The organism is Flavobacterium amnicola (assembly GCF_004122165.1).
In the GTDB taxonomy this organism is placed as follows: Bacteria; Bacteroidota; Bacteroidia; order Flavobacteriales; family Flavobacteriaceae; genus Flavobacterium; species Flavobacterium amnicola.
The window spans coordinates 115,508-136,483 of the sequence record NZ_SBKO01000002.1 but is presented as its reverse complement, the minus strand read 5'-3'; the positions used below and the strand labels follow the sequence as shown (position 1 = coordinate 136,483).

The following is a 20,976-nucleotide window of genomic DNA, read 5'->3' as shown; positions in this document are numbered from 1 at the left end:
TTCAAAACAAAAAAATAATCACAAAAGTTGTGATTATTTTATGATATTTTTTCATTGCCAGAAAAAATATTTTGCTTACCCATTCCCTAATAAAGTTTCAATTTCAATTGGGTTCGTCAGTATTTTATGAATGGGGCAACTGTTGGCGATCTTTAATAATCGTTTTCGTTGTGCATCGTCTAAAGTACCAAAGAGTGCTATGTTTCTTTTGATCACCGATTTCAAATTTTCGGCATCCCATTCAAATGTGATTGCTACTTTAGCATCTGTCAAATCCCAACCTTTTCGATCGGCGTACATTCTAAGTGTAATGGCGGTACAAGCACCCAATGACGAAGCAAGCAATTCTCTTGGTGCAAATCCTAAATCCTTTCCGCCAGCTTCAACCGGCTCATCTGCAATGATAGTGTTTACAGCCGATTTGATTTCAGTTTTGTATAATTCTTTTCCAATTTGTGCCGTTATTTTTATCATAATTTAAAATTTTATAGGTGGTGGAAGCGGAACAAAATCGTTTTCTCCTGGAACTTTAGGAAAAATCTGTTTTTCCCAACGTTCTTTAGCATCTTCAATAAGTGCTTTGGAGGTTGCTACAAAATTCCAAAAGATAATGCGTTCCTCCGGAAACGGTTCGCCTCCAAAAAGATAAACAGTCGTGTTTTCACCCATTTCAAATTCGCAAAGTTTGCTATCTTGAGCAATTAAGATTTGCTTGGGTTCAAAAACAGTTTCGTCGCTTGTAATACTTCCTTCCAAAATGTACAAGGCGCTTTCTCCAAATAAATCCTTTCCAATCGAAACTTTTTGCGATTGAGTGCTTTTTATTTCCAAAAAGTAAAGCGGACTATAAACTGGCACGGGCGATTTTCTTCCGAAAGCTTCTCCAGCAATGAGTTTAAAAGAAAGTCCATTATCTGTCCAATTCGGTATATCCGCTTCTTCTACATGTGTAAAAGAAGGCTCCATTTGTTCCAAATCTTTGGGTAAGGCGACCCAAATTTGAAGTCCGTGTAATACTTTATCTGAAGTTCTCAAATACTGAGGTGTTCTTTCCGAATGCACAATTCCTTTCCCTGCGGTCATCCAATTGACTGCTCCGGGTTTAATTTCTACTTCGGTACCCAAACTGTCTTTGTGCATGATACTTCCTTCAAAAAGATAGGTGAGGGTCGAAAGTCCAATGTGAGGATGCGGAGGAACATCTAAATTTTGATACTCTTTAAGATAAGCAGGCCCCATATGATCAATAAAAGCAAAAGGACCAACGGTTCGCTTTTCCCTAAAAGGCAGAAGACGCCCTACCAAAAAGTTTCCTATGTTAGCAGCGCGCTCTTCTATGATTAATTTAACGTTTGACATGTTGTCTGTAATTAGTCTTCAAGATAACCAAATTTACCCAAATTCACATCATCAAACGCTTGTATAATTTCTTCTCTGGTATTCATTACGAAAGGACCGTGAGCAAAAATTGGTTCATTGATAGGCTCTCCACTCAACACCAATACAATTGCATTTTCAAGCGCTTCGATGGTAAAGTCTTCTCCAGCATTTTCAAACAAAACAAAATGATCGGTTGGTACAATTTCAGTATCATTTACTTTCACACTTCCTTCAATAACCAGTAATGCAGTGTTATAATGAGCAGGGAACGAAAAATCGGCTTTCCCACCTGAATTTAGCTTTGCATTTTGCATGTTTACTGGTGTAAAAGTTGAAGCTGGCCCCTTCACCTTTTTATAATCCCCAGCAATAACTTCAACAAATCCAGCATTATCAGCCAATTCGTATCTTCCCATTTCTGCATTTGCTATGGCTTGGTATTTCGGTTGACTCATTTTGTCTTTGGCTGGTAAATTCACCCACAATTGCACCATTTGAAAAATCCCACCTGTTTTGCTAAATTCTTCTTCATGATATTCTTTGTGTAAAACTCCTGAGGCTGCAGTCATCCATTGTACATCTCCTTCTCCAATAATTCCGCCACCGCCAGCACTATCATGGTGTGCAACTTTTCCTTTATAAGCAATGGTTACGGTTTCAAAACCTCTGTGAGGATGAACGCCAACTCCTTTAGGAACGATTGAAGGTGGAAAATTATATTTTGAATTGTAATCTAACATGATAAACGGACTCATACGTTCCATATCCAAACGAAATCCACTTGGGATAAAATTGTGTACTCTAAAGCCATCGCCTACAAAATGAGGTGCTCTAGGTGTGGCTACTAATTCAATGTTTTTTGTTGCCATTGTGTTTCCTTTTTTAAAAGTTATAGAACAAAATTACTACGACATGAATTCGTATGCATTGATGTATGATAAGAAATCAATACGGTTTGAAATTTCGTTTTGCCAGTTCCTTTCTAACGCGGCTTAGACTTTCGGGTGTAATCCCTAAATAAGACGCTATCATCCACTGTGGAGCCCTTAAAAGCATATCGGGGTAGAGTTTGATGAAATCCAAATAACGCTCTTCTGCAGAAGCTCCAAGCAATAAATTAATTCTTTTTTGTAAGTGCCGAATGTGATTTTGCAAAGCTCTATCGTTAAATAAGCGAAAAGAAACGCTGATTTCACATGCTAAGTTGATAAAGTTTTGATCGATTAGAATTAACGTAGAATCTTCTACGGCATCAATATAAAAATCGGAAGGTTCGTTAAAAAAAATACTGCTTCGGTCACTGATGATCCAACTTTCGGAAGCAAACTGAATGATATGTTCTTTCCCTGCAGCATCAATAGTGTAGGAGCGGAGTAGTCCTTTTTCCAAAAAAAAGGAATGAGAACAAATTTCACCTTGACGTAATAAAACACTTCCTTTTTCAATCGTTTTTGATTGAATAGCGTCATTTAATTGCAACAGTTGTTCGTCTGTAATTCCTGCCTTGGTTTGAAGGTATTCGGTAAAAGAAATGGATACGTTCGTCATTGTTATACTGTTCTCTCAAAGATAATGAAAATAAAAAACTCCTGATAAACAGGAGTTGAGTTTGTGTAGTATAAATTAGTTTAACTCGTATTCTAATCGTACCGTAATTCTAGCCGTTTTGTTTTTGCTAAAGGTATCATTAATACCACCATAACTATCTTCTTCGGTAGAACCTTGACCCGTAATTTGGAACACTCCCATACTGGCATTTTTTAATTTTCCGATATCGCCATTTCCTTGTTTTACAATTTTTTCAGCTCTTTCACGTGCATCTTTGGTTGCGCTTTCAATCAAGCTGTGCTTCAAACTTGGTAATTCAGAATAGGTATATTGCACCGAATTAGAAGCCAATTCAATTCCAGAATTAATCAATTCGGAAGTTTTGCTAGAAACCGCTTCTATACGCTTCATTAAATCAGGGTTTTTCTTCGCTGAAAAAGAAATGGTTTGTGTGGCTTCATAACCATCAAACACTTGTTCGTATTTGTTGTTGTAAGTATTGTTTGGATCTTCGGTTCGTACTTCACGAAATTTCTTCTGAAAATTTACAGCTCCAAAAGTAAATTCGCTAGCACTGAATCCTTTATTAATAAAGAAGTTGGATACAATTTTTTGATCGGAAGTAATTTTACTGTAGGCTTCTTTAATGTCATAACTTTTAGTTGTAAAACTTCCTGACCATAGAATTTCATCGGAGACAAAATCTTTTGTTCCAAGACCAATAACTGAAATAGAATCGAGGTTTTCGTTTCTGTTTTTAAAAGCCATGCCTAACAAAAAGCCTGTAAGTACAATGGCCATTCCATAAATTAATGCTGATTTGATTTTGTCATCCATATCCCTAATTTTTTAGTTTACTAAATATAGTACAAAATCTATTCCAATCTACTAGCTTTTCAATTATTTTTTAACAAAGAAAAAGGGACAAAATTGTCCCTTTTAGTTATTTATTCAACCTCTCGACTGCGCTTGAGGTGACAAGTACAATTTATACTTCTATCTCAAACTCGCTCCTAATTCTGTTTCGAACGTTTGAGTCAGCTTACTCATGACTTTGTCGATTTGTGAATCGGTTAATGTTTTGGTATTGTCTTGTAAAATAAAGCTTACGGCATACGATTTTTTTCCTTCCGGAAGGTTTTTACCTTCGTATACGTCAAATAAATCGACTTCTTTCAACAAACCTTTCTCTGTTTTATTAGCCAATTCTAATATTTTAGAAAACTCCACTGATTTGTCTAATAATAAAGCCAAATCACGACGTACTTCAGGATATTTAGAAATTTCTGTAAACTTAATATTGTTCGCCGAAACATGTTTTAGAATCGAATTCCAATTAAAATCTGCAAAAAACACATCTTGTTTGATATCAAAATGTTTTAAAACCGATTTTTTTATAGTTCCGAATTCCACTAAAGTAGAACTTCCTAATTCTAAAGTCAAACCTTCTGAGAAAACATCTGTTTTTAAAGCAGTTTTCACTAATGATTTTGATAACCCTAGACGCTCTAAAATTCCAATCACATACCCTTTGAATAAAAAGAAATCACTTGGTTTTTGCACGTTTGTCCAACTTTCCTGATTTCTATCACCAGTCATCGTTAAAGTCAAATGCATATTTTCTTGATTTCCCGATAATAATTTGTGGTAGGTTTTTCCGAATTCGAATAATTTTAAATCGGAATTTCTACGATTGATATTAAAAGATACCGCTTCTAATGCCGAAAACAATAACGATTGACGCATGGCTGATAAATCACTACTTAAAGGATTTAACATCATCACATTATTACTTTCGTTCAAATGTTCGCTTAACGCCACATAAGAAGGTGAAGTTAAGGAATTAGCCATCATTTCGTTGAAACCATTTCCAACTAATAAATTAGCTACAATATTTTGGACTTTATAATCTTCTGTTCTAGAAGAGTGAGAGGTAGTTGCGTTTAACTTTTGTGTAAAATCAATATTATTGTATCCATACACACGAAGAATTTCTTCGATAACATCAATTTCGCGTGTTACGTCTACTCGGTAAGCTGGAATAATTAAACCTAAACCAACTTTTGTAATACTATTTACTTTAATGTCTAAAGACACTAATATTTTTTTAATAATATCGTCTGGAATCGTTTGACCTATTAGTTTGTTTACCTTTTCTAAGTTAAGTAATACTTGATGGTCTTCTATTTTTTTAGGATAAATATCCACAATATCAGAAGTCATTTCACCACCAGCGACTTCAGTAATTAAAATAGCAGCACGTTTCAGTGCATATTCGGTAATAGCGGGATCAATTCCTCTTTCAAAACGAAAAGAAGCATCAGAATTGATGGCGTGACGTTTTGCCGTTTTTCTAACAGAAACTGGATTAAAATAAGCACTTTCTAAAAAGATAGTCGTCGTATTTTCATTCACACCCGAATTTTTTCCACCTAAAACACCTGCAATACATAAAGGTCCTTTTTCATCGTGAATCACGATGTCTTCTTTGCTTAATGTACGTTCAACATCATCTAAAGTTGTAAATTTAGTTCCTTCTTCAGCAGTTTTTACGATAACTTTTCCGTGAATTTTAGAAGCATCAAAAGCATGCAATGGTTGACCTAATTCGTGTAATACGTAATTGGTAACGTCAACAATATTATTTTTAGGAGTCAATCCGATTGCTTTTAAGCGATTTTGTAGCCATGCTGGAGAAGTTCCTACTTTAACATCAGAAATGGTAACTCCGCAATATCTTGGAATTAACTTATTGTCTTCAACATTAACGTCAATTTTTAAGGTTCTTTTTTCAACTTTAAAAGAAGTAACGGATGGAGTAATTAATTCAACATTAATTCCTTGTTGCATCATTCCAGCACGTAAATCGCGGGCAACACCCCAGTGACTCATCGCATCGGCACGGTTAGGAGTCAATCCAATTTCGAAGACTTCATCGTTTTCAATATTGAAGACTTGAGCGGCAGGCGTACCTGGCTGCAATTTTTCGTCAAGAATCATGATTCCGTCGTGACTTTCACCCAGACCTAATTCGTCTTCGGCACAAATCATCCCTTGGCTTTCTTCTCCACGAATTTTGCCTTTTTTGATTTCAAATGAATTCCCTTCCTTATCGTATAATTTAGTACCGATAGTAGCCACAGGTACTTTTTGTCCAACCCCAACATTACTAGCACCACAAACAATTTGAACAGGTTTTCCATCGCCTAAATCTACCGTAGTTACTTTTAGTTTGTCGGCATTTTCATGTTGAACACAAGTTAGTACGTGACCAACAACAACTCCTTCAAGTCCACCTTTAATGGATTGGTATTTTTCAATTCCTTCGACTTCAAGACCAAGGTCTGTAAGCAATCCTTCTGTTTTTTCGGAATCCCAATCTGTTTTTATAAACTGTTTTAACCAATTATATGAAATTTTCATATTCTATGTGCGTATAATTTTATTAAGATTGGCAAAGATAAAAGTTATTTCAATAAAAAATGCCTCAAATTGAAGCATTTTGAATAAACTATATGTAAAATTCTAAATTAATATCGAGTTATTAAAGCAAGTTACATGAACACTTTTTGCCACTATCAGGATTTATTATACTATATTTTAAAAATATAGCATGATTTCCACTATTGTATTTTATAGAATTATTAATTGAAGTATCATAGGAATAGCCTACTTTAAAATTTTCCAATGCTTCAATTGCAAAATAGGCACCAATACTTGAATTTAATTCAAAATTTAAACCTCCAGCTACTTTTTCTCTCCATTTAAGATTTAAAGAACCTAATGTACTTATCGGTGCTCCAGCAGTTAATCGAGTAATAAATGCTGGGGTAAAGATAAAGTCCTGATTAATATCTATTTTATAGCCACCATTAATGTAGTAATATTGTTTTTCAGATGTTACTACAGCAGTGAATTTATCATTATAATATTTTTGTTTAAATATACTAGGAACTGAAAAGCCTACAAAAGCATTATCGGTAAAAATGTATGTGCCAATTCCTAAAATCATACTCATATCATAAATATTTCCGGTGTTATAAGCTTGTTCTTGTGGATTAAGAACCACTAAATTTTTTAAATCTGCATTAAAGTTTCTAATTCCAGCTTTAATACCAACAGAAATAGTCACTTTTCTATTTACTTCTAAAAAATAGGAAACATTTCCTTCAATATTTTGTTGTTTAATAGGTCCTGCCTTATCATTCAAAAAACTCAATCCAATGCCAACATTTTTATTGTTAAACATTGTATGTGCTGATAGAAATTGTGTCTCAGGAGCACCTTCAAAACCCATCCATTGAGTTGAATAGATACCCGTTACGTCAGGTCCATAATTTGATCCTGCAAATGCTGGATTGTAAATTAATGTATTATAATTGAAGATGCTTAATTTTGCATCATTTTGACCAAACAAAGAATTTCCTGTAAAAATATTTAGCGCTATATAAATACTAAAATTTAAAATTAATCTATTCATTATTATTAATATAAAGGAATCCTTTTATTGTTTTATTAATTTCTAAACTTTCTCTCTGATAATTTAGTATGTAGTAGTATGTACCAGTAGGTAGTTTATTGCCATCTTGAAAGATTAATCCTTTATTAGCAAATCCATAAAAATAATTAGAGTCAATACCGTAGCGATTAGATTTGTAAACTAATTCACCATAACGATTATAAATCTCTAATTTATTTTCAGGAAAAGTTTCAATGTTTTTAATGATGAATTTATCATTCAAATCATTTCCATTTGGTGAAATAGTATTATACACATTTAAATCACATGGATATAAGTAAGTTGTAACAGCTGTTCTAGTAGAGCTTTCACATTTTGAAACAGGATCTATTTGTGAAGCATAGTAGGTATTTCCATTTATGATTGGAGTATTTGATAGTAACATATTAGAATCCGTAGATGATGTATACCATTTTATTTTATTTCCATAAATTTTAATATTACTTAATAGTGGCTTTGACTCTATACAAAAATCTTGTATTGCTATGGAGTTTGGAGCTGAAATATCATTCAATTTTACTGTAACTTTGAGTCTACTTAAACTTTCGCAATTATTAATATCCGTTTGAGAGGCATAATAATCACTACTCCTAAGAAATGTGTTTGGAGGTAAAACACTTCCTCCAGTTGGACTAGAATACCATTTAATATTACTGCCAGTAATAATTAAATCAGATATTTGGGGATTGTCGATTTTACAAAATTCTTGAAAAGTATTTCCAATTGGTTTTGGATCTACTAATTGAACTTGAATGGCAGTTCTTATACTACTTTCGCATCCAATTGTATTTTGAGTTGCATAGTAAGTGCCATTTAAAAGAGGGGTATTTAAAGTTAACGGATTATTACTAGTAATAGAATTATACCATTTTATATTTACACCATTAATAATTAAATTATTTAGAGTTGGCTTGTCATTTGCACAAAAAGATTGTGGGGATGGGCCTGTTGGCGCTGGAGACGCATTTAAAATGGTTACAACAACGGGTTTACGTATACTACTAGAACAATCATTTATAACACTTTCAGCATAGTAAGTAGCTCCATTTATTAATGGAGTATTTGGGGTAAGCGCTGTTCCTAATGCAGGTGTTGAAAACCATCCTATACTAGTACCGCTAGCTGTTAAATCTGCAACTGTTGGATTATCATTGATACAAAATACTTGATTGTCACTAGCCGTTGGAGTTGGGACTGTATTATTTACAATAGTAATAGGGGCTAACGCAATTGATTTTGAACAACCCGACTCAGAGATTGCATTTAAAGTAACTGTATAGATTCCTTGTGTAGCAAAAGCATGAGATGGGTTTTGAAGTGTAGAAGTTGTGCCATCACCGAAATCCCAAAGCCAACCTGTTATTGTACTATTGATTGCTGTGGATAAATCATTAAATTGAATAGGATTGTTCGCTGTTGGAATAGAATTATTACCACAATTAAATGTATAATTGTAATTTGGCATTATAGTAGCAGGATCTGATATTATTGCTTGTATTTGAGCAGGACAAGTACTTCCATTACTGAAAGACGTCATAGTACAATCAAAAATACTTCCCACAGGATATAATGCTTGTGGAACCGTAATTGATTGCGTTGCTGTTCCTACTGGAACTCCTTGAAAACTCCATGAATAAGTAGCAAATCCTGGAGGTGCCGATAAAACAATATTTGGATCACCTGTACATGTTTTTACATTAATTCTTAATTGACTACAATAAGCCGCAATATATGCATATCCAAAATGAGCACTAAGACTACAATCTCTTGTCGTAAATTCTATCGATACTTGATTTCCAATATAGGGTGTAAGATTTAGCCCTACAGTGTTCCAAGGTAACCATTTAACAATACCACACGATTGGAAATTCTGACCAGGTTGACCTGCATAAACGTTATATGCACCACAAGTTGGATCGATTGTATTTCCATTTGCATCTAAAATTTTAACATCAAAATTTGGTTGTTCTTCAGGTAAATGGAAGGGGTCTTCCAAAACAACAGCATATTTGTAAATAAAAAGTGAGTTTTGAGGAGTAACATTAATTTTGTAGATTAATTTTTCTGCTTCAGCATTAGTACTGCTATTTCCTAATTGAGCGGAATAACTACTTCCTGTGGGTATGGTATTTAGATTATTGCAAGTATTTGGATCTAAAGTGTTGGTGGTAATAATTGTGTGTCTGCCTTGAATAAATCCGACATTTAAACCAGGATCTTGATAATTACCATTGTATCCTTCCCAGTTAGTGAAATCACTATTTGAAAAATCAGAATTAGGGCAAGAACTCTGTGCAAAAATGAAATTTCCTAAAAAGAAGAATAAGGAAATAAAATAGGGTTTGTAATTAAACATAAATGATTTTGGGAAAATTGGGTGCAAATGTAATTCTTTAAATGATATTTAGTCTGGTTTTATGGTTTATTTTTTTAATATAAAAGTTGCATGCCAGGTAATCCTTTTATTTTTACCCACTGTTTTAACCAATTATATGAAATTTTCATATCCTATGCGTGCATCATTTTATTAAGATTGGTAAAGATAAAAGTTATTTTAATAAATAAATGCCTCAAATTGAGGCATTTATGAATAACGGTAAAGCTGAAAATTAATTTAAAAAGGGGAAGACCATTTTGAGTCGGTGTAAACATTTGTTCCAGACAAAGTTCGTAAAAAAGCAATGGTTGCATTTACTTCTGTTGCTGTAAGATGTAATTGCTGTCCGAACCCATTTGGACGTAATCTTGGATCCAGATTTGTATTTCCAGGAGCAAGATTAATTGTTCCATAATGTCCGATGGCAGCTTGTAAGGAATTAATATTGGCCGTATGCATGAATCCACCGTTTAAAGTACCATCACGTTTGACCAAATCACGTAGCGAAGGAGCTCGCGTAACGGTAATATCAATACCTGAACCTGCAATGGTACCTATAATTCCATTATTTCTTGAATTAGGATCGATGTCGAATTCAGGAGCGGCATGACAACCAGCACAACCTAAACCTCCACCAGTTCTATTTCCTGTAGCATCAAATACAGGAGGAGCAAGGAATAAGTTTTTTCCATTATTTTCTTGAGCGGTAAAATTAGGAAAGGGTTGTCCATCATTCGGAACAAAAATTCTACCGGAATCATATTTCGAATCAAAAGATTGAATACTTCTTACAAATTGTGCTAATGCCAATTGTATTCTGTTTTCGGTGATTACTTCAGTACCATAGACAAATTTAAACAATTCTTTATAATAGCCAATTCCTTGAAGTTTTGTAATTAAATCATTAAAAGATAAATCACCATTAGCACCACTAAATCCCATTTCTCCGTGGTCTTTAATAGGCATTGTAGTTTGTATCTCTAACGAACCAGCTCTTTCATCCCAAAAGAATTTTGATTCTACTGCAAATCGAGCATTAATTAATCGCATCGAATGTCTGCCCGTCATACCATTTACACCCGTACTGGCAATATTAGTATCACTAAATGCATTGGCTTGTTGATGACAACTCGAGCATGAAATAGTATTGTTGGAGGATAGGTTTTTATCATAAAAAAGAACTCTACCCAAAGTAGCACCTTTGTCAGTTACTGGGTTCGCATTGCCATTACGCTTTCTAATATAGGGCGGTATATATTGATTAGCATAATTGGAAAGATTGTTCAAGTCCAGTTTTGACCCAAAAGCAGCTTCTACTTCTGGATAACTTGCATTCGGAGTAATTGGTACATATTGTGCATCATCAGAATCACTACAAGAAGAAATTGTAATAGATATTCCAAGTAGCATAAAAAAAGGGACAAACAGTTTTTTCATAGGTGGTTGATTTTGTTTTACATTAGACTTTAAACTTTTTAAATGGTTTAATTCTTTAGGAACTAAACCATTTCAATCAAAAAACAATTATTAATTTATTTTTGTATTACAACAGTTCTTGAAAGACTGTTATTTCCATCAAAAATTTTAATAATATATGTGCCGCTGTACACATCCTGTACATCAAAATAAGTTATGGTTTGACCCGCATTCATGGATGTTGATTTGACCAATCTCCCCGTAACATCAAACAGATCAATTTTTAAATTACGCCCTACTAATCCTCCCATTTGGATAGCAATTAGATCAGACGATGGATTAGGAAATATGATTAGTGATTCCTCTTTTAAATTATTTTCTGTTGTAGCAAGAGAAGGATTGTAAGTAGTGGTAGTCTCGCTTACAGTAGTCACTTTAGCTGCTGTTTTGTTTCCATAGTAGGTTGGCCCCACTAAATAAGGATATGAGGAGTTATGATTGGCATTAACTGTTGCGAAATAGCAATAAATACCAGCTGGATATTCGGGTGTAACACAAAATCTTCCATTGTGTTCGTCCAAATAACTTTCGTCACCAGCATGAGCAACCCATTCATAATCTTCTCTGAAATAACCCAAAGGATAGGTGGCATTTACAGGAGGTCCATCGCTTACATCGGTTCCATTTGCATGGTGGGTTCTTACAGTAATATTTCGTAATTGATACCCCGATTTAATTCTAGCGATTCCACCGGTTCCGTTAGCATTGGCATAACCATAAGCCCCATAGACAGGAAAACCATCGTATGCAAAACCTATAAGTGGCGAATGTTGGCTAGTATTAATGGCATACAAGCCATCTGCATCATACAAATTACAAATATTGGAAAGCACATTTAGGTCTAAATCAAATGCACTTGGATTTTGGTGGTGATGATAATTGGTTCCACCAGGATGTCCTTTAGAACAATCAAATCCGGGTCTTTCATACAAAACAGCATCTCTGTACCAAGCAGGAGTTCCAGTACAAGTCGGGTTACCCGGACCTCCACACAAAGCATTAGTAGTTGTATTCCACGCAACACCATCTCTAAAATCATACATGGCCACTCCATTAATAAACACCCCTATATTACCTCCTGCAGTTGGCGTTTTTGTACCAGTATTTTGAGTTGGAACAAGTGGAAATTTAAAAATTGCATTTTGATTTCCGGCCTGATTGGGATTACCGTCTAAGTAAGGTCCAACGGAATAGGCTGGTATGCCGGCTGTATTTACATACGACCAAGTGGCTGAATAGCGTACTTGTTGGCAATTTACTAAAATACCATTTGAAATAGGAGTAGAATTCCCTGAGACATAATATGTACCAGTTACAGTTGTATTTTGTAACCATTTAGTAATCGCAGGATTGGTTTGTGATTTTGCTATACTACTGATGAAGAGCAAGCAAAGTAGGATTTTTTTCATAATGGTACATTTGGTTTTATAGTTAGACGACAAGAAAAATATATTCTTGCGGTCGAAAGTGATTTTTTATTCTTTTGGGTAAGAAAATCTAGGATTGAATAAAAATTCTTTATCTGTAAGGGTTTTCAAAAAGGCAATTATTTCGGTTCTTTCATTATCGGAGAGGTGCAGAGGTTTGCTTAATTCTTTGGAAAGACTTTTGCTTTGTTGAATTCCAGAATTGTAGTGTTTCAATACTTCAGAAAGTGTTTTAAAACGACCGTCATGCATGTAAGGAAATGTAAATTCAATATTTCGGAGGGTTGGCACTTTAAATTGTAAGGAATCCTTTGGATTTTGAGAAATTTTCATTCGCCCCAAATCGTTTAAAAAACTATCCTTTGGCAACCCATTGTTTTCAAAAGAATCAGAAGTAAACAAAGGTTCTTGGTGACATGTAGCACAATTCTTTTTAAAAAGCGAATATCCCTTTTTTTCCATTTCGGAGAAAGAAGCTTTTATCTGCATCACTTTATCATACTTTGCATTGGTAGTGGTTAATGAAACAACAAATTGTGAAAGGGCTTTCAAGGTAAATTGACCCGTTATTTTTTTGGTTCCGAATGCTTTTTCAAATAGTAATGGATATTTTTTGGAGTTTTGAAGTTTTACTACTACGTTTTCAAGGCTTTCATTCATTTCAACTTCACTTGTTATAGGCGCTATGGCTTGTATGTCTAAATGATTAATCCCACCGTCCCACATAAAATGTTTACTCCACGCTAAATTTTGTAAGGTCAGTGAATTCCGAGTACCAATTTTGCCTTCAATTCCGTGACTCAAATCATGATCAACATGTGTAAAACCAGTGGCTTGCATATGGCAACTAGAACAAGAAATCGTACTGTCTTTAGACAATATAGGATCATAAAATAATTGTCGACCCAGTTGAAAACCTTCTTCGGTTAACGGATTGGTTTTGAAATTATAATGAGGTTTGGGCCAACTTTTGGGGATGTTAAAATATAAAGGTGTGCATTCTATTTTAGCGAAAGCTATCACAATCAGGAAAACGATCCCAAGCACTGCATATTGGATGCTTTTTTTCATTTGGAAGCAAATATTTTTGTGCATTTATTGGCTATCTCCATGGCTTTTTTTCCAGGTATCATTATCGAATTATTTTCGGAAAGCAATATGTTATCAAACAAAGTAGCCACATCCACAATCACTTCAAGAGAATTCGATTTTGGGGTTAAAACTATTTTACGTGAAGCATTATTTGGCGGTAAGTACCCTCCAATGTGAAAATGAAAAGCATTATTTCGCGTAGCGCAACTCGAACTCGTTCCTTCTATTTTCATATTAATATAACCACTTTGCCAAGCCCAATACATTCCTTTTGCAGGATCTAAATCACCAGCTAATGCTCCTGAAACAGATTGTAAACTATCCACACCAATAGAAAAGCTTATTTGAGAAATATTTTTTTTTTCATTTTTACATATTGGAATCCGCATCGAGTTTAAATTTTCCAAGTCAATCAAGTGGTAGACTTTTTGTTGAAAATTACTTTTGTCATTAAAATCAATTTGAATGTTACCTACATAAAATTTTAATTGATGCAGTTGCAGGGTGTCATTATTTGATGAAATATAAGTTTTGCTTAATGCTAAGGGATTTCCTTTCCATTCTATTTTTAAAGTCAGAGCCAGTGAATCGCTTTGGTTTTGAGCTACTGCCTGCCAAAAACTTAAAAGTAAAATAAACGGTAGGAATAATTTACTTAGCATGCTTTGGTCTTCTTGGATGAGAAAATATCTTGGCTAATTCGGTGGTTAATTCGTTATAGTTTTCCAATTGTTCTGGACGACATATTTTTTTGATATCCAAAAAATGATTGTAATGCGTAATTTCTATTTGACTTTGATAATTGGCTATTTGTTTTACCAAACGATCGTTTTCGCTTATTGGGGTAGCATTATCCTTTAAATGCGAATAGAGTTCATTCTTTTTTGCGCGAATGGCATCGTTCAAAAAGCGTATTTTCTGTTGATGCCCTTTTATAAGTAAGTCATAGGCTTTGATTTGCTGATCATCAAAAACTAACTTTTTAATCACAATTTCTCTAGGCATTTCTTTTCCTTTATTTAATAACGGAATGCCATCAGTAAAAAAAAGGTAACTAATAATGCCAACATTGATCACCAACATGATGACTACTAAAAGGTATAAAAACTTAGACTTATTCATATTTATTGATATAGCTGATTATCCTTGTCCAATTCTTGTGTCAAAGCTGAAAATTGACGTTCTTGCTTCGAGGTACTATAGTTAATTAGTAAGATGTTGAGAGTAAAAAACAAAAGGATTGAAGCAGCAGCAAACCACATTGTTCTAATGCGTACTTCCGGTTTTTCATTAATAGTATTCATGATTTTTGAAAACAACTGTTCATCCGGAGTCACTTTCTGAATTCCGTTGCTACTGTTTAAAACCATTTCTATCCATTGATCTTGTTCCATAATTGTTTAGACGATTTATTTTATTAATTCTTGCGGTATTCTTTAAATTTTAATGCTAATTTTTCTTTCAGGTTGCTTTTCGCTCTGAAAATAAGTGATTCGACAGATGAAATACTGACTTGCATAATTTCGGAAATTTCTGGATTGCTTAACCCATCCAATTTGGATAGTATAAAAGCTGTTTTTTGATTTTCAGCCAATTGATTTATAACACTAAATAAAATTTCTGAATGTTCTTTATTTTCTAATAAAATACCGGGATGCTCAAAATTAGTAGAATTTTCAATCTCGACCGTATTATTACTTTTAGTACCGAAAACAAAGAAATATTTTTTACTGTTTTTCTGTTTTATAAAATCATGACAAGAGTTTATTGTAATTCGATAGATCCAAGTTTTTAGAGAAGATTCTGCTTTAAATTGAGGCAATGCTTTATACAGCTTTACAAAAACATCTTGCGTCACTTCTTCTGCATCTTCCGTATTTTGGAGATAATTAAGTGCAACATTATAGACTAATCTAGAATATTGATTGTATAGAGAAGTAAAATCTGTGTTTATTTTATGCATCGATAAAACAAAGTTAGACTACATAAAATTATAAAAGTTTAATCGAAATTTAAAATATTTTCTTTTGTTCATAAAATGCAAAGTATTTCTATATTTGTTTCACCAAAAATTAATTAAAAGAAATAGATTTAATATGAAATTATTAGAAGGAAAAGTAGCAATTATAACTGGTGCAAGTAGAGGTATTGGTAAAGGAATTGCCGAAGTTTTTGCTAAAAATGGTGCTAATGTTGCTTTTACATATAGTTCATCTGTCGAAAGTGCAATGGCTTTAGAAAATGAATTAACGGCTTTAGGAGTTAAAGCAAAAGGATACAAATCGAATGCAGCCGATTTTAACGAGGCTCAAAAATTAGTAGATGACGTATTAGCTGAATTTGGAACTATTGATATTTTAATAAACAACGCTGGAGTTACTAAGGATAATTTACTAATGCGCATGTCGGAAGAAGATTTCGATGCTGTTATTGAAATCAATTTGAAGTCCGTGTTTAATATGACAAAAGCAGTTCAGAAGACTTTATTGAAAAATCGTGCCGGATCTATTATTAACATGAGTAGTGTAGTAGGAGTGAAGGGTAACGCTGGTCAAGCGAATTACGCAGCTTCTAAAGCGGGTATGATTGGTTTTACTAAATCTATCGCGTTAGAATTAGGTTCACGTAACATTCGTTGTAACGCTATTGCACCTGGTTTTATTGAAACTGAAATGACGGCTAAATTAAATGAAGATGTAGTGCAAGGTTGGAGAGATTCTATTCCTTTACGTAGAGGAGGTTCTCCAGAAGATATTGCCAATGCTTGTGTTTTCCTAGCATCAGACTTGAGTGCTTATGTTACAGGTCAAGTATTGAATGTGGACGGAGGTATGTTAACTTAAAAGTTATTAGTTAAAAGGGATAAGTTATAAGACTTTTCACTTTTAACTAATCAATTATCACTTAAAAAAATATGTCGATAAACACAATTTTACTTTTATTATTAGCTTTAATAGTAGCTGCTGGAATTGCATTTTATCAATATTTATATACCCGAGCGCAAGGCGCGAACTGGCGAAGCAAAGCCAATTACAAATCTAAATTGCATTTGTTTTTGGCTTTTTTGCGTTTTGCCGCTATTTTTCTGATTTTGGTATTACTAATTAATCCTATAATTTCAAGAAAAACATACGAAACACAAAAAACGCCTTTGCCGATTGTCGTTGATAATTCAGAATCAATTTCGTTTTTAAACCAAGACAAAAAAGCAAAAGAATTAGCAGAACTTATTGCTCAGAATAAAGATTTACAAGAAAAGTATGCCGTAAAACAATTTAGTTTTGACCAGGATTTTTATTCGGATAAAGAATTAGATTTTAAAGGCAATCAATCGAATATTTACAAGGTTTTTGAGAATATAAAGCAATTGTATCGTAGTCAAAAACACCCCATTGTTTTGGTGACCGATGGAAATCAAACGCAAGGGAACGACTATGTCTATAATATACAGCAAAATGCTAGCGTATTCCCAATAGTTGTAGGAGATACGATAGAACATTTGGATCTGAAAATTTCTCAGCTTAACGCTAACAAATATGCTTTTCTAAAGAATAAATTTCCGGTGGAAGTATTTTTGAATTATAGCGGAAATAAGCCCGTGAATGCAACTTTAAGTATTCAAAGCGGAAATACTACTTTAGTGAAACAAAACATTTCCTTTTCCACACAAAAAAGATCTCAAAGTATCTCTGTTTTGTTACCAGCGGAAAGAGTAGGAGTGTACCAATACAGAGCGGTCATTTCTTCTGCAGAAAATGAAAAAAACAAATACAATAATGTCAAGAATTTTGCGGTCGAAGTGATTGATCAACGTACTGAAATTGCTTTGGTTTCTTCAATACTTCATCCCGATTTAGGTGCTTTAAAACGCAGTATCGAATCTAATGTACAGCGTAAGATAACAACACTTAAACCAAATGAAATCAAATCATTACAAAATTATAATGTATTGATTTTTTATCAACCAAATGCAAGTTTTAAATCCCTACTAGAGCAAAATAGAAATGCTAAATTAAATACTTTTGTCATTACGGGTTTGAATACCGATTTCAATCTTTTGAATCTATCACAAGATGATTTTGAATTTAAAATGTCGAGTCAAAAGGAAGATTATTCTGCAAATTTTAATGCCCAATTCAATTCTTTTTCTATTGATAATTTAGGTTTTGAACAATTTCCACCGCTTGAAAATCCATTTGGGAGTATCATACAAAAAGGAAATGCCAATCATTTGTTACAAGCGAGAATTAGAAGCATTACAACAGAAAATCCGTTACTGACTTTTACCGAAAAAGGAATTAGTCGAAATGCCTATCTATTTGGAGAAAACATCTGGAAATGGCGCATGGAAAGCTATCTTAAAGACAAATCCTTTGAGAAGTTTGATGTTTTTTTAGACAAAATCATTCAGTATTTGGCATCCAATGCTAAAAAGAAAAATTTAATTGTCAACCACGAAAATTTTTATAATTCGGGTGAAACGATTAGTATTTCAGCGGAATACTTTAATAAGAATTATGAATTTGATGAAAATGCGCAATTAACGATTCAGCTAAAAAATAAAAACACGAACACCTTCAAAGTCTATGATTTCTTGAAAGGTAGCAATGACTATCAAGTTGCCTTTCAGGATTTAGAAGCAGGACAGTATAGCTTTACTGTTAAAGAAAAAACATCTAATTCACAGTATTCGGGAGTATTTCAAGTATTGGATTTTGATGCCGAAAAACAATTCGTCAATGCCGATTGGAGTCGATTAAAACAGTTAGCCGAAAACACACAAGGAAAAGCTTATTTTCCATCGGAAGCGCAACAATTAGTTGATTTTTTAAAGCAAAACGACGCGTACAAACCCATTCAAAAAGAAGTAGTGTCTAAATCACCACTTATCGATTGGATTTGGGGATTGATTTTCTTGGCTGTTTTATTTACAATAGAATGGTTCGTCAGAAAGTACAACGGATTGCTATGATTTCTTTTGATATATTTTTCTTTTCAATTGAGAAGAAGAGGTTTGATAAAAAGCAACCGTTTCTTTAACCAACATTTCATTTAGTTTTTTTACTGGCCTTTCCTCATATTCTATGGCAAAATTTGGATTAAGATTTTCGGCAGTATGCTTAATTAAATCAAATTGTTTAGCCTTTTGCTTCGGTGAAATTATAGTCAGTTTATTTTGTTCTATAAGTCCTAAATCTTGATAAGTGGCAATTAAAGCTCGTTCTTCAAAATCATTTTGCAGCACATTTTGCCCGTAAAATTTACTATCGTATTTAAAGTTTAATTTACCGAATAGGGTTGGCATGATATCTATTTGCGACATTAATTTTGAAGTGATTTCAGGCGCTTTTCCTGGCTCAAAAATCATAGCTGGAATATGGTATTTATCTAATGGTAATTCTGTTTTACCGGCACTAGAAGCACAATGATCAGCTAATATTACAAAAACGGTATTTTCATACCACGATTGTTTTTGTGCCATTTTAAAAAACTGCTTCAAAGCATAATCCGTATAAAGCACACCACCTTCTCTCATTTTATATTTTGGCGAAATCGCAATTTTACCTTCTGGGTAAGTGAAAGGTCTATGATTACTTACCGTCATCCAATGATTGAAAAAGGGTTTACCAACTTTGGCTTCTTCATTCATGGTTTTAATTGCTTTTTTGGCCATGTCTTCATCGCAAACTCCCCAAACATTTGAAAAAGTAATTTCTTCAGGTTTTAAGGTTTTTTTATCCACTATATCATAACCATTTCCTCCAAAAAAATCTTCCATATTATCAAAGTACGCATCGCCACCATATAAAAATTTTACTTGATAACCTTTTTCTTTGAAAATACTACCGGTAGAGAATTTGTTCTTATTGTCTTTTCGCTTAACAATACTTTCACCAGGAGAAGGAGGTAAGCATAGTGTAACGGCTTCAAGTCCACGAATGGTTCGATTTCCAACTGCATACAGATTTGTAAACTGATGACTTTTTAATGCCAAACTATCTAAAAACGGCGTGATTTCATATTTGTTTCCATAGCACTTCATAAACTCGGCACTAAAACTTTCGATTGTAATTAAAACTACATTTTTACGTATTTCAGGTTGAGTTGGATTGATATGACGGGTGGTTGAATTTCCGTTAATCTCTGGTATTTGAACCTTTAGCAATGCATAGGCTTCTTTTTCAGGTAATGTTTTATAGAATTTGTCATAATCCAATTCACTATTCATAAACGCCAAATAAAAGCGATACAATCCGTTGGCTTGTAATTCATTAGCAAAAACATTGTTGGAAGTTTCTTGTTTGGCTAAAGTTGGAATCAAGAACAAGGCCAAGGCAAACATAAGCGCATATATCCCTGAGATTTTGAGTTTATCCTCAAAAGAAGGAAGATTGTTTAAAAAATCTTTTGATCTATTTACAATTATAAAAGTTATGAAAGTAGTAATTAATCCTATACCTATAAATAGTGGAATAACGGGATAAGATTCTAGAATGTTTTTAATTACTTCATTAGTATAGACCAAATAATCGACAGCAATAAAGTTATAACGAACACCAAATTCATTCCAAAAAAAGAACTCACTAAGCGCATTTTGAACAATTACTAAAACAAAAATAAAAATAACAAAAGAAAACAACGCCAAACGAATCTTGTTACGATATTTCGGTAAAAACAAAAGGAGTCCGAATAATACCGTTTTCAATCCAATTAATCCAATCCCTATTTCAGGTAAAGAACCACCATATTCATTTAAAAGTGTATTAAAAAAAGTGACATAAATAAATAAGGATAGTAAAATTCCGAAAATTATATACCCCCATGGCTTATCATACTTTGAATTGGATAAAAAAATCAAATACAACCATAAAAAAGCACTTGCTAATACAAACACAGAAATGTCCGACAGAAATCCAGTTACAAAAATTTTGGCAATTTCAATACCACTAAAACTTGCAGAAGTAATAGGGTGAAACATTAAAACAACTCTTAAAACGATACTTAAAATCAAATACAGTTTTAATAAATTATAAAATGGCGATGTAGCATGAAAGTATTTCATTGGGGCAAAATATTTTAAGCTAAAGTAATTGTTTTTTAATAACTTGTAAGTGATTTTTATCACATTACATTTTTTTTACCTTTACTACATTTAT

Annotated in this window: 18 protein-coding genes; 2 read left to right on the top strand and 16 right to left on the bottom strand. The window is 33.4% G+C overall.

Features of this window, described 5'->3' with window-relative positions:
- Window positions 1–75: 75 nt before the first annotated feature.
- The 15 genes from EQG63_RS06130 to EQG63_RS06060 all read right to left on the bottom strand — a co-directional run bounded on the left by EQG63_RS06130 (window position 76) and on the right by EQG63_RS06060 (window position 15,782).
- A complete protein-coding gene (locus EQG63_RS06130; protein ID WP_129435478.1) occupies window positions 76–474 on the bottom strand; it encodes an OsmC family protein in 399 nt (132 codons plus the stop codon).
- Window positions 475–477: 3 nt separating this feature from the next.
- Window positions 478–1,359: a pirin family protein gene (locus tag EQG63_RS06125; protein WP_129435477.1), complete on the bottom strand. Its 882-nt coding sequence runs from the start codon at window positions 1,357–1,359 to the stop codon at window positions 478–480.
- Between the two features lie 11 nt (window positions 1,360–1,370).
- Window positions 1,371–2,249, bottom strand: a complete 879-nt coding sequence (locus tag EQG63_RS06120; protein ID WP_129435476.1) for a pirin family protein — start codon at window positions 2,247–2,249, stop codon at window positions 1,371–1,373.
- A gap of 76 nt (window positions 2,250–2,325) precedes the next feature.
- Window positions 2,326–2,928 (bottom strand): Crp/Fnr family transcriptional regulator, encoded by a 603-nt coding sequence (locus EQG63_RS06115; protein WP_129435475.1) that lies wholly within the window; start codon window positions 2,926–2,928, stop codon window positions 2,326–2,328.
- 75 nt (window positions 2,929–3,003) lie between these two features.
- Entirely contained in the window at window positions 3,004–3,765 is a 762-nt protein-coding gene (locus EQG63_RS06110) for an SIMPL domain-containing protein (protein ID WP_129435474.1), read from the bottom strand.
- 159 nt (window positions 3,766–3,924) lie between these two features.
- Window positions 3,925–6,351: a phenylalanine--tRNA ligase subunit beta gene (gene pheT, locus EQG63_RS06105; RefSeq protein WP_129435473.1), complete on the bottom strand. Its 2,427-nt coding sequence runs from the start codon at window positions 6,349–6,351 to the stop codon at window positions 3,925–3,927.
- 121 nt (window positions 6,352–6,472) lie between these two features.
- Window positions 6,473–7,408, bottom strand: a complete 936-nt coding sequence (locus tag EQG63_RS06100) for a PorP/SprF family type IX secretion system membrane protein (RefSeq protein WP_129435472.1) — start codon at window positions 7,406–7,408, stop codon at window positions 6,473–6,475.
- The gene (locus EQG63_RS06095; protein ID WP_129435471.1) at window positions 7,401–9,803 is read right to left on the bottom strand and encodes an Ig-like domain-containing protein; all 2,403 of its coding nucleotides are present in this window, start codon (window positions 9,801–9,803) and stop codon (window positions 7,401–7,403) included. Before EQG63_RS06095 ends, EQG63_RS06100 begins: the two co-directional genes overlap by 8 nt.
- 258 nt (window positions 9,804–10,061) lie before the next feature.
- Complete coding sequence (locus EQG63_RS06090) at window positions 10,062–11,261, bottom strand: cytochrome-c peroxidase (RefSeq protein WP_129435470.1); 1,200 nt, start codon at window positions 11,259–11,261, stop codon at window positions 10,062–10,064.
- 95 nt (window positions 11,262–11,356) lie between these two features.
- A complete protein-coding gene (locus EQG63_RS06085; RefSeq protein ID WP_129435469.1) occupies window positions 11,357–12,709 on the bottom strand; it encodes a YHYH protein in 1,353 nt (450 codons plus the stop codon).
- Window positions 12,710–12,775: 66 nt separating this feature from the next.
- Window positions 12,776–13,798 (bottom strand): cytochrome-c peroxidase, encoded by a 1,023-nt coding sequence (locus tag EQG63_RS06080; RefSeq protein ID WP_129435468.1) that lies wholly within the window; start codon window positions 13,796–13,798, stop codon window positions 12,776–12,778.
- A complete protein-coding gene (locus tag EQG63_RS06075; RefSeq protein WP_129435467.1) occupies window positions 13,795–14,481 on the bottom strand; it encodes an MbnP family protein in 687 nt (228 codons plus the stop codon). The genes EQG63_RS06080 and EQG63_RS06075 overlap by 4 nt, the downstream gene beginning before the upstream one ends.
- Entirely contained in the window at window positions 14,471–14,941 is a 471-nt protein-coding gene (locus EQG63_RS06070) for a hypothetical protein (RefSeq protein WP_129435466.1), read from the bottom strand. Before EQG63_RS06070 ends, EQG63_RS06075 begins: the two co-directional genes overlap by 11 nt.
- Before the next feature lie 2 nt (window positions 14,942–14,943).
- Window positions 14,944–15,213 (bottom strand): hypothetical protein, encoded by a 270-nt coding sequence (locus tag EQG63_RS06065; protein ID WP_129435465.1) that lies wholly within the window; start codon window positions 15,211–15,213, stop codon window positions 14,944–14,946.
- 23 nt (window positions 15,214–15,236) lie between these two features.
- Window positions 15,237–15,782, bottom strand: coding sequence for an RNA polymerase sigma factor (locus EQG63_RS06060; RefSeq protein ID WP_129435464.1), 546 nt, complete (start codon window positions 15,780–15,782; stop codon window positions 15,237–15,239).
- Between the two features lie 133 nt (window positions 15,783–15,915).
- Between EQG63_RS06060 and fabG the strand changes: the two genes are divergently transcribed.
- Both fabG and EQG63_RS06050 read left to right on the top strand, forming a co-directional pair.
- The gene (fabG, locus tag EQG63_RS06055) at window positions 15,916–16,662 is read left to right on the top strand and encodes a 3-oxoacyl-[acyl-carrier-protein] reductase (RefSeq protein WP_129435463.1); all 747 of its coding nucleotides are present in this window, start codon (window positions 15,916–15,918) and stop codon (window positions 16,660–16,662) included.
- A 71-nt stretch (window positions 16,663–16,733) separates the two neighbouring features.
- Window positions 16,734–18,791 (top strand): VWA domain-containing protein, encoded by a 2,058-nt coding sequence (locus tag EQG63_RS06050; RefSeq protein WP_129435462.1) that lies wholly within the window; start codon window positions 16,734–16,736, stop codon window positions 18,789–18,791.
- On the opposite strand, the gene EQG63_RS06045 is transcribed toward EQG63_RS06050, so the two are convergent.
- Window positions 18,786–20,882 (bottom strand): LTA synthase family protein, encoded by a 2,097-nt coding sequence (locus EQG63_RS06045; protein WP_129435461.1) that lies wholly within the window; start codon window positions 20,880–20,882, stop codon window positions 18,786–18,788. The two genes, EQG63_RS06050 and EQG63_RS06045, sit on opposite strands and share 6 nt — an antisense overlap.
- Between the last annotated feature and the right edge of the window lie 94 nt (window positions 20,883–20,976).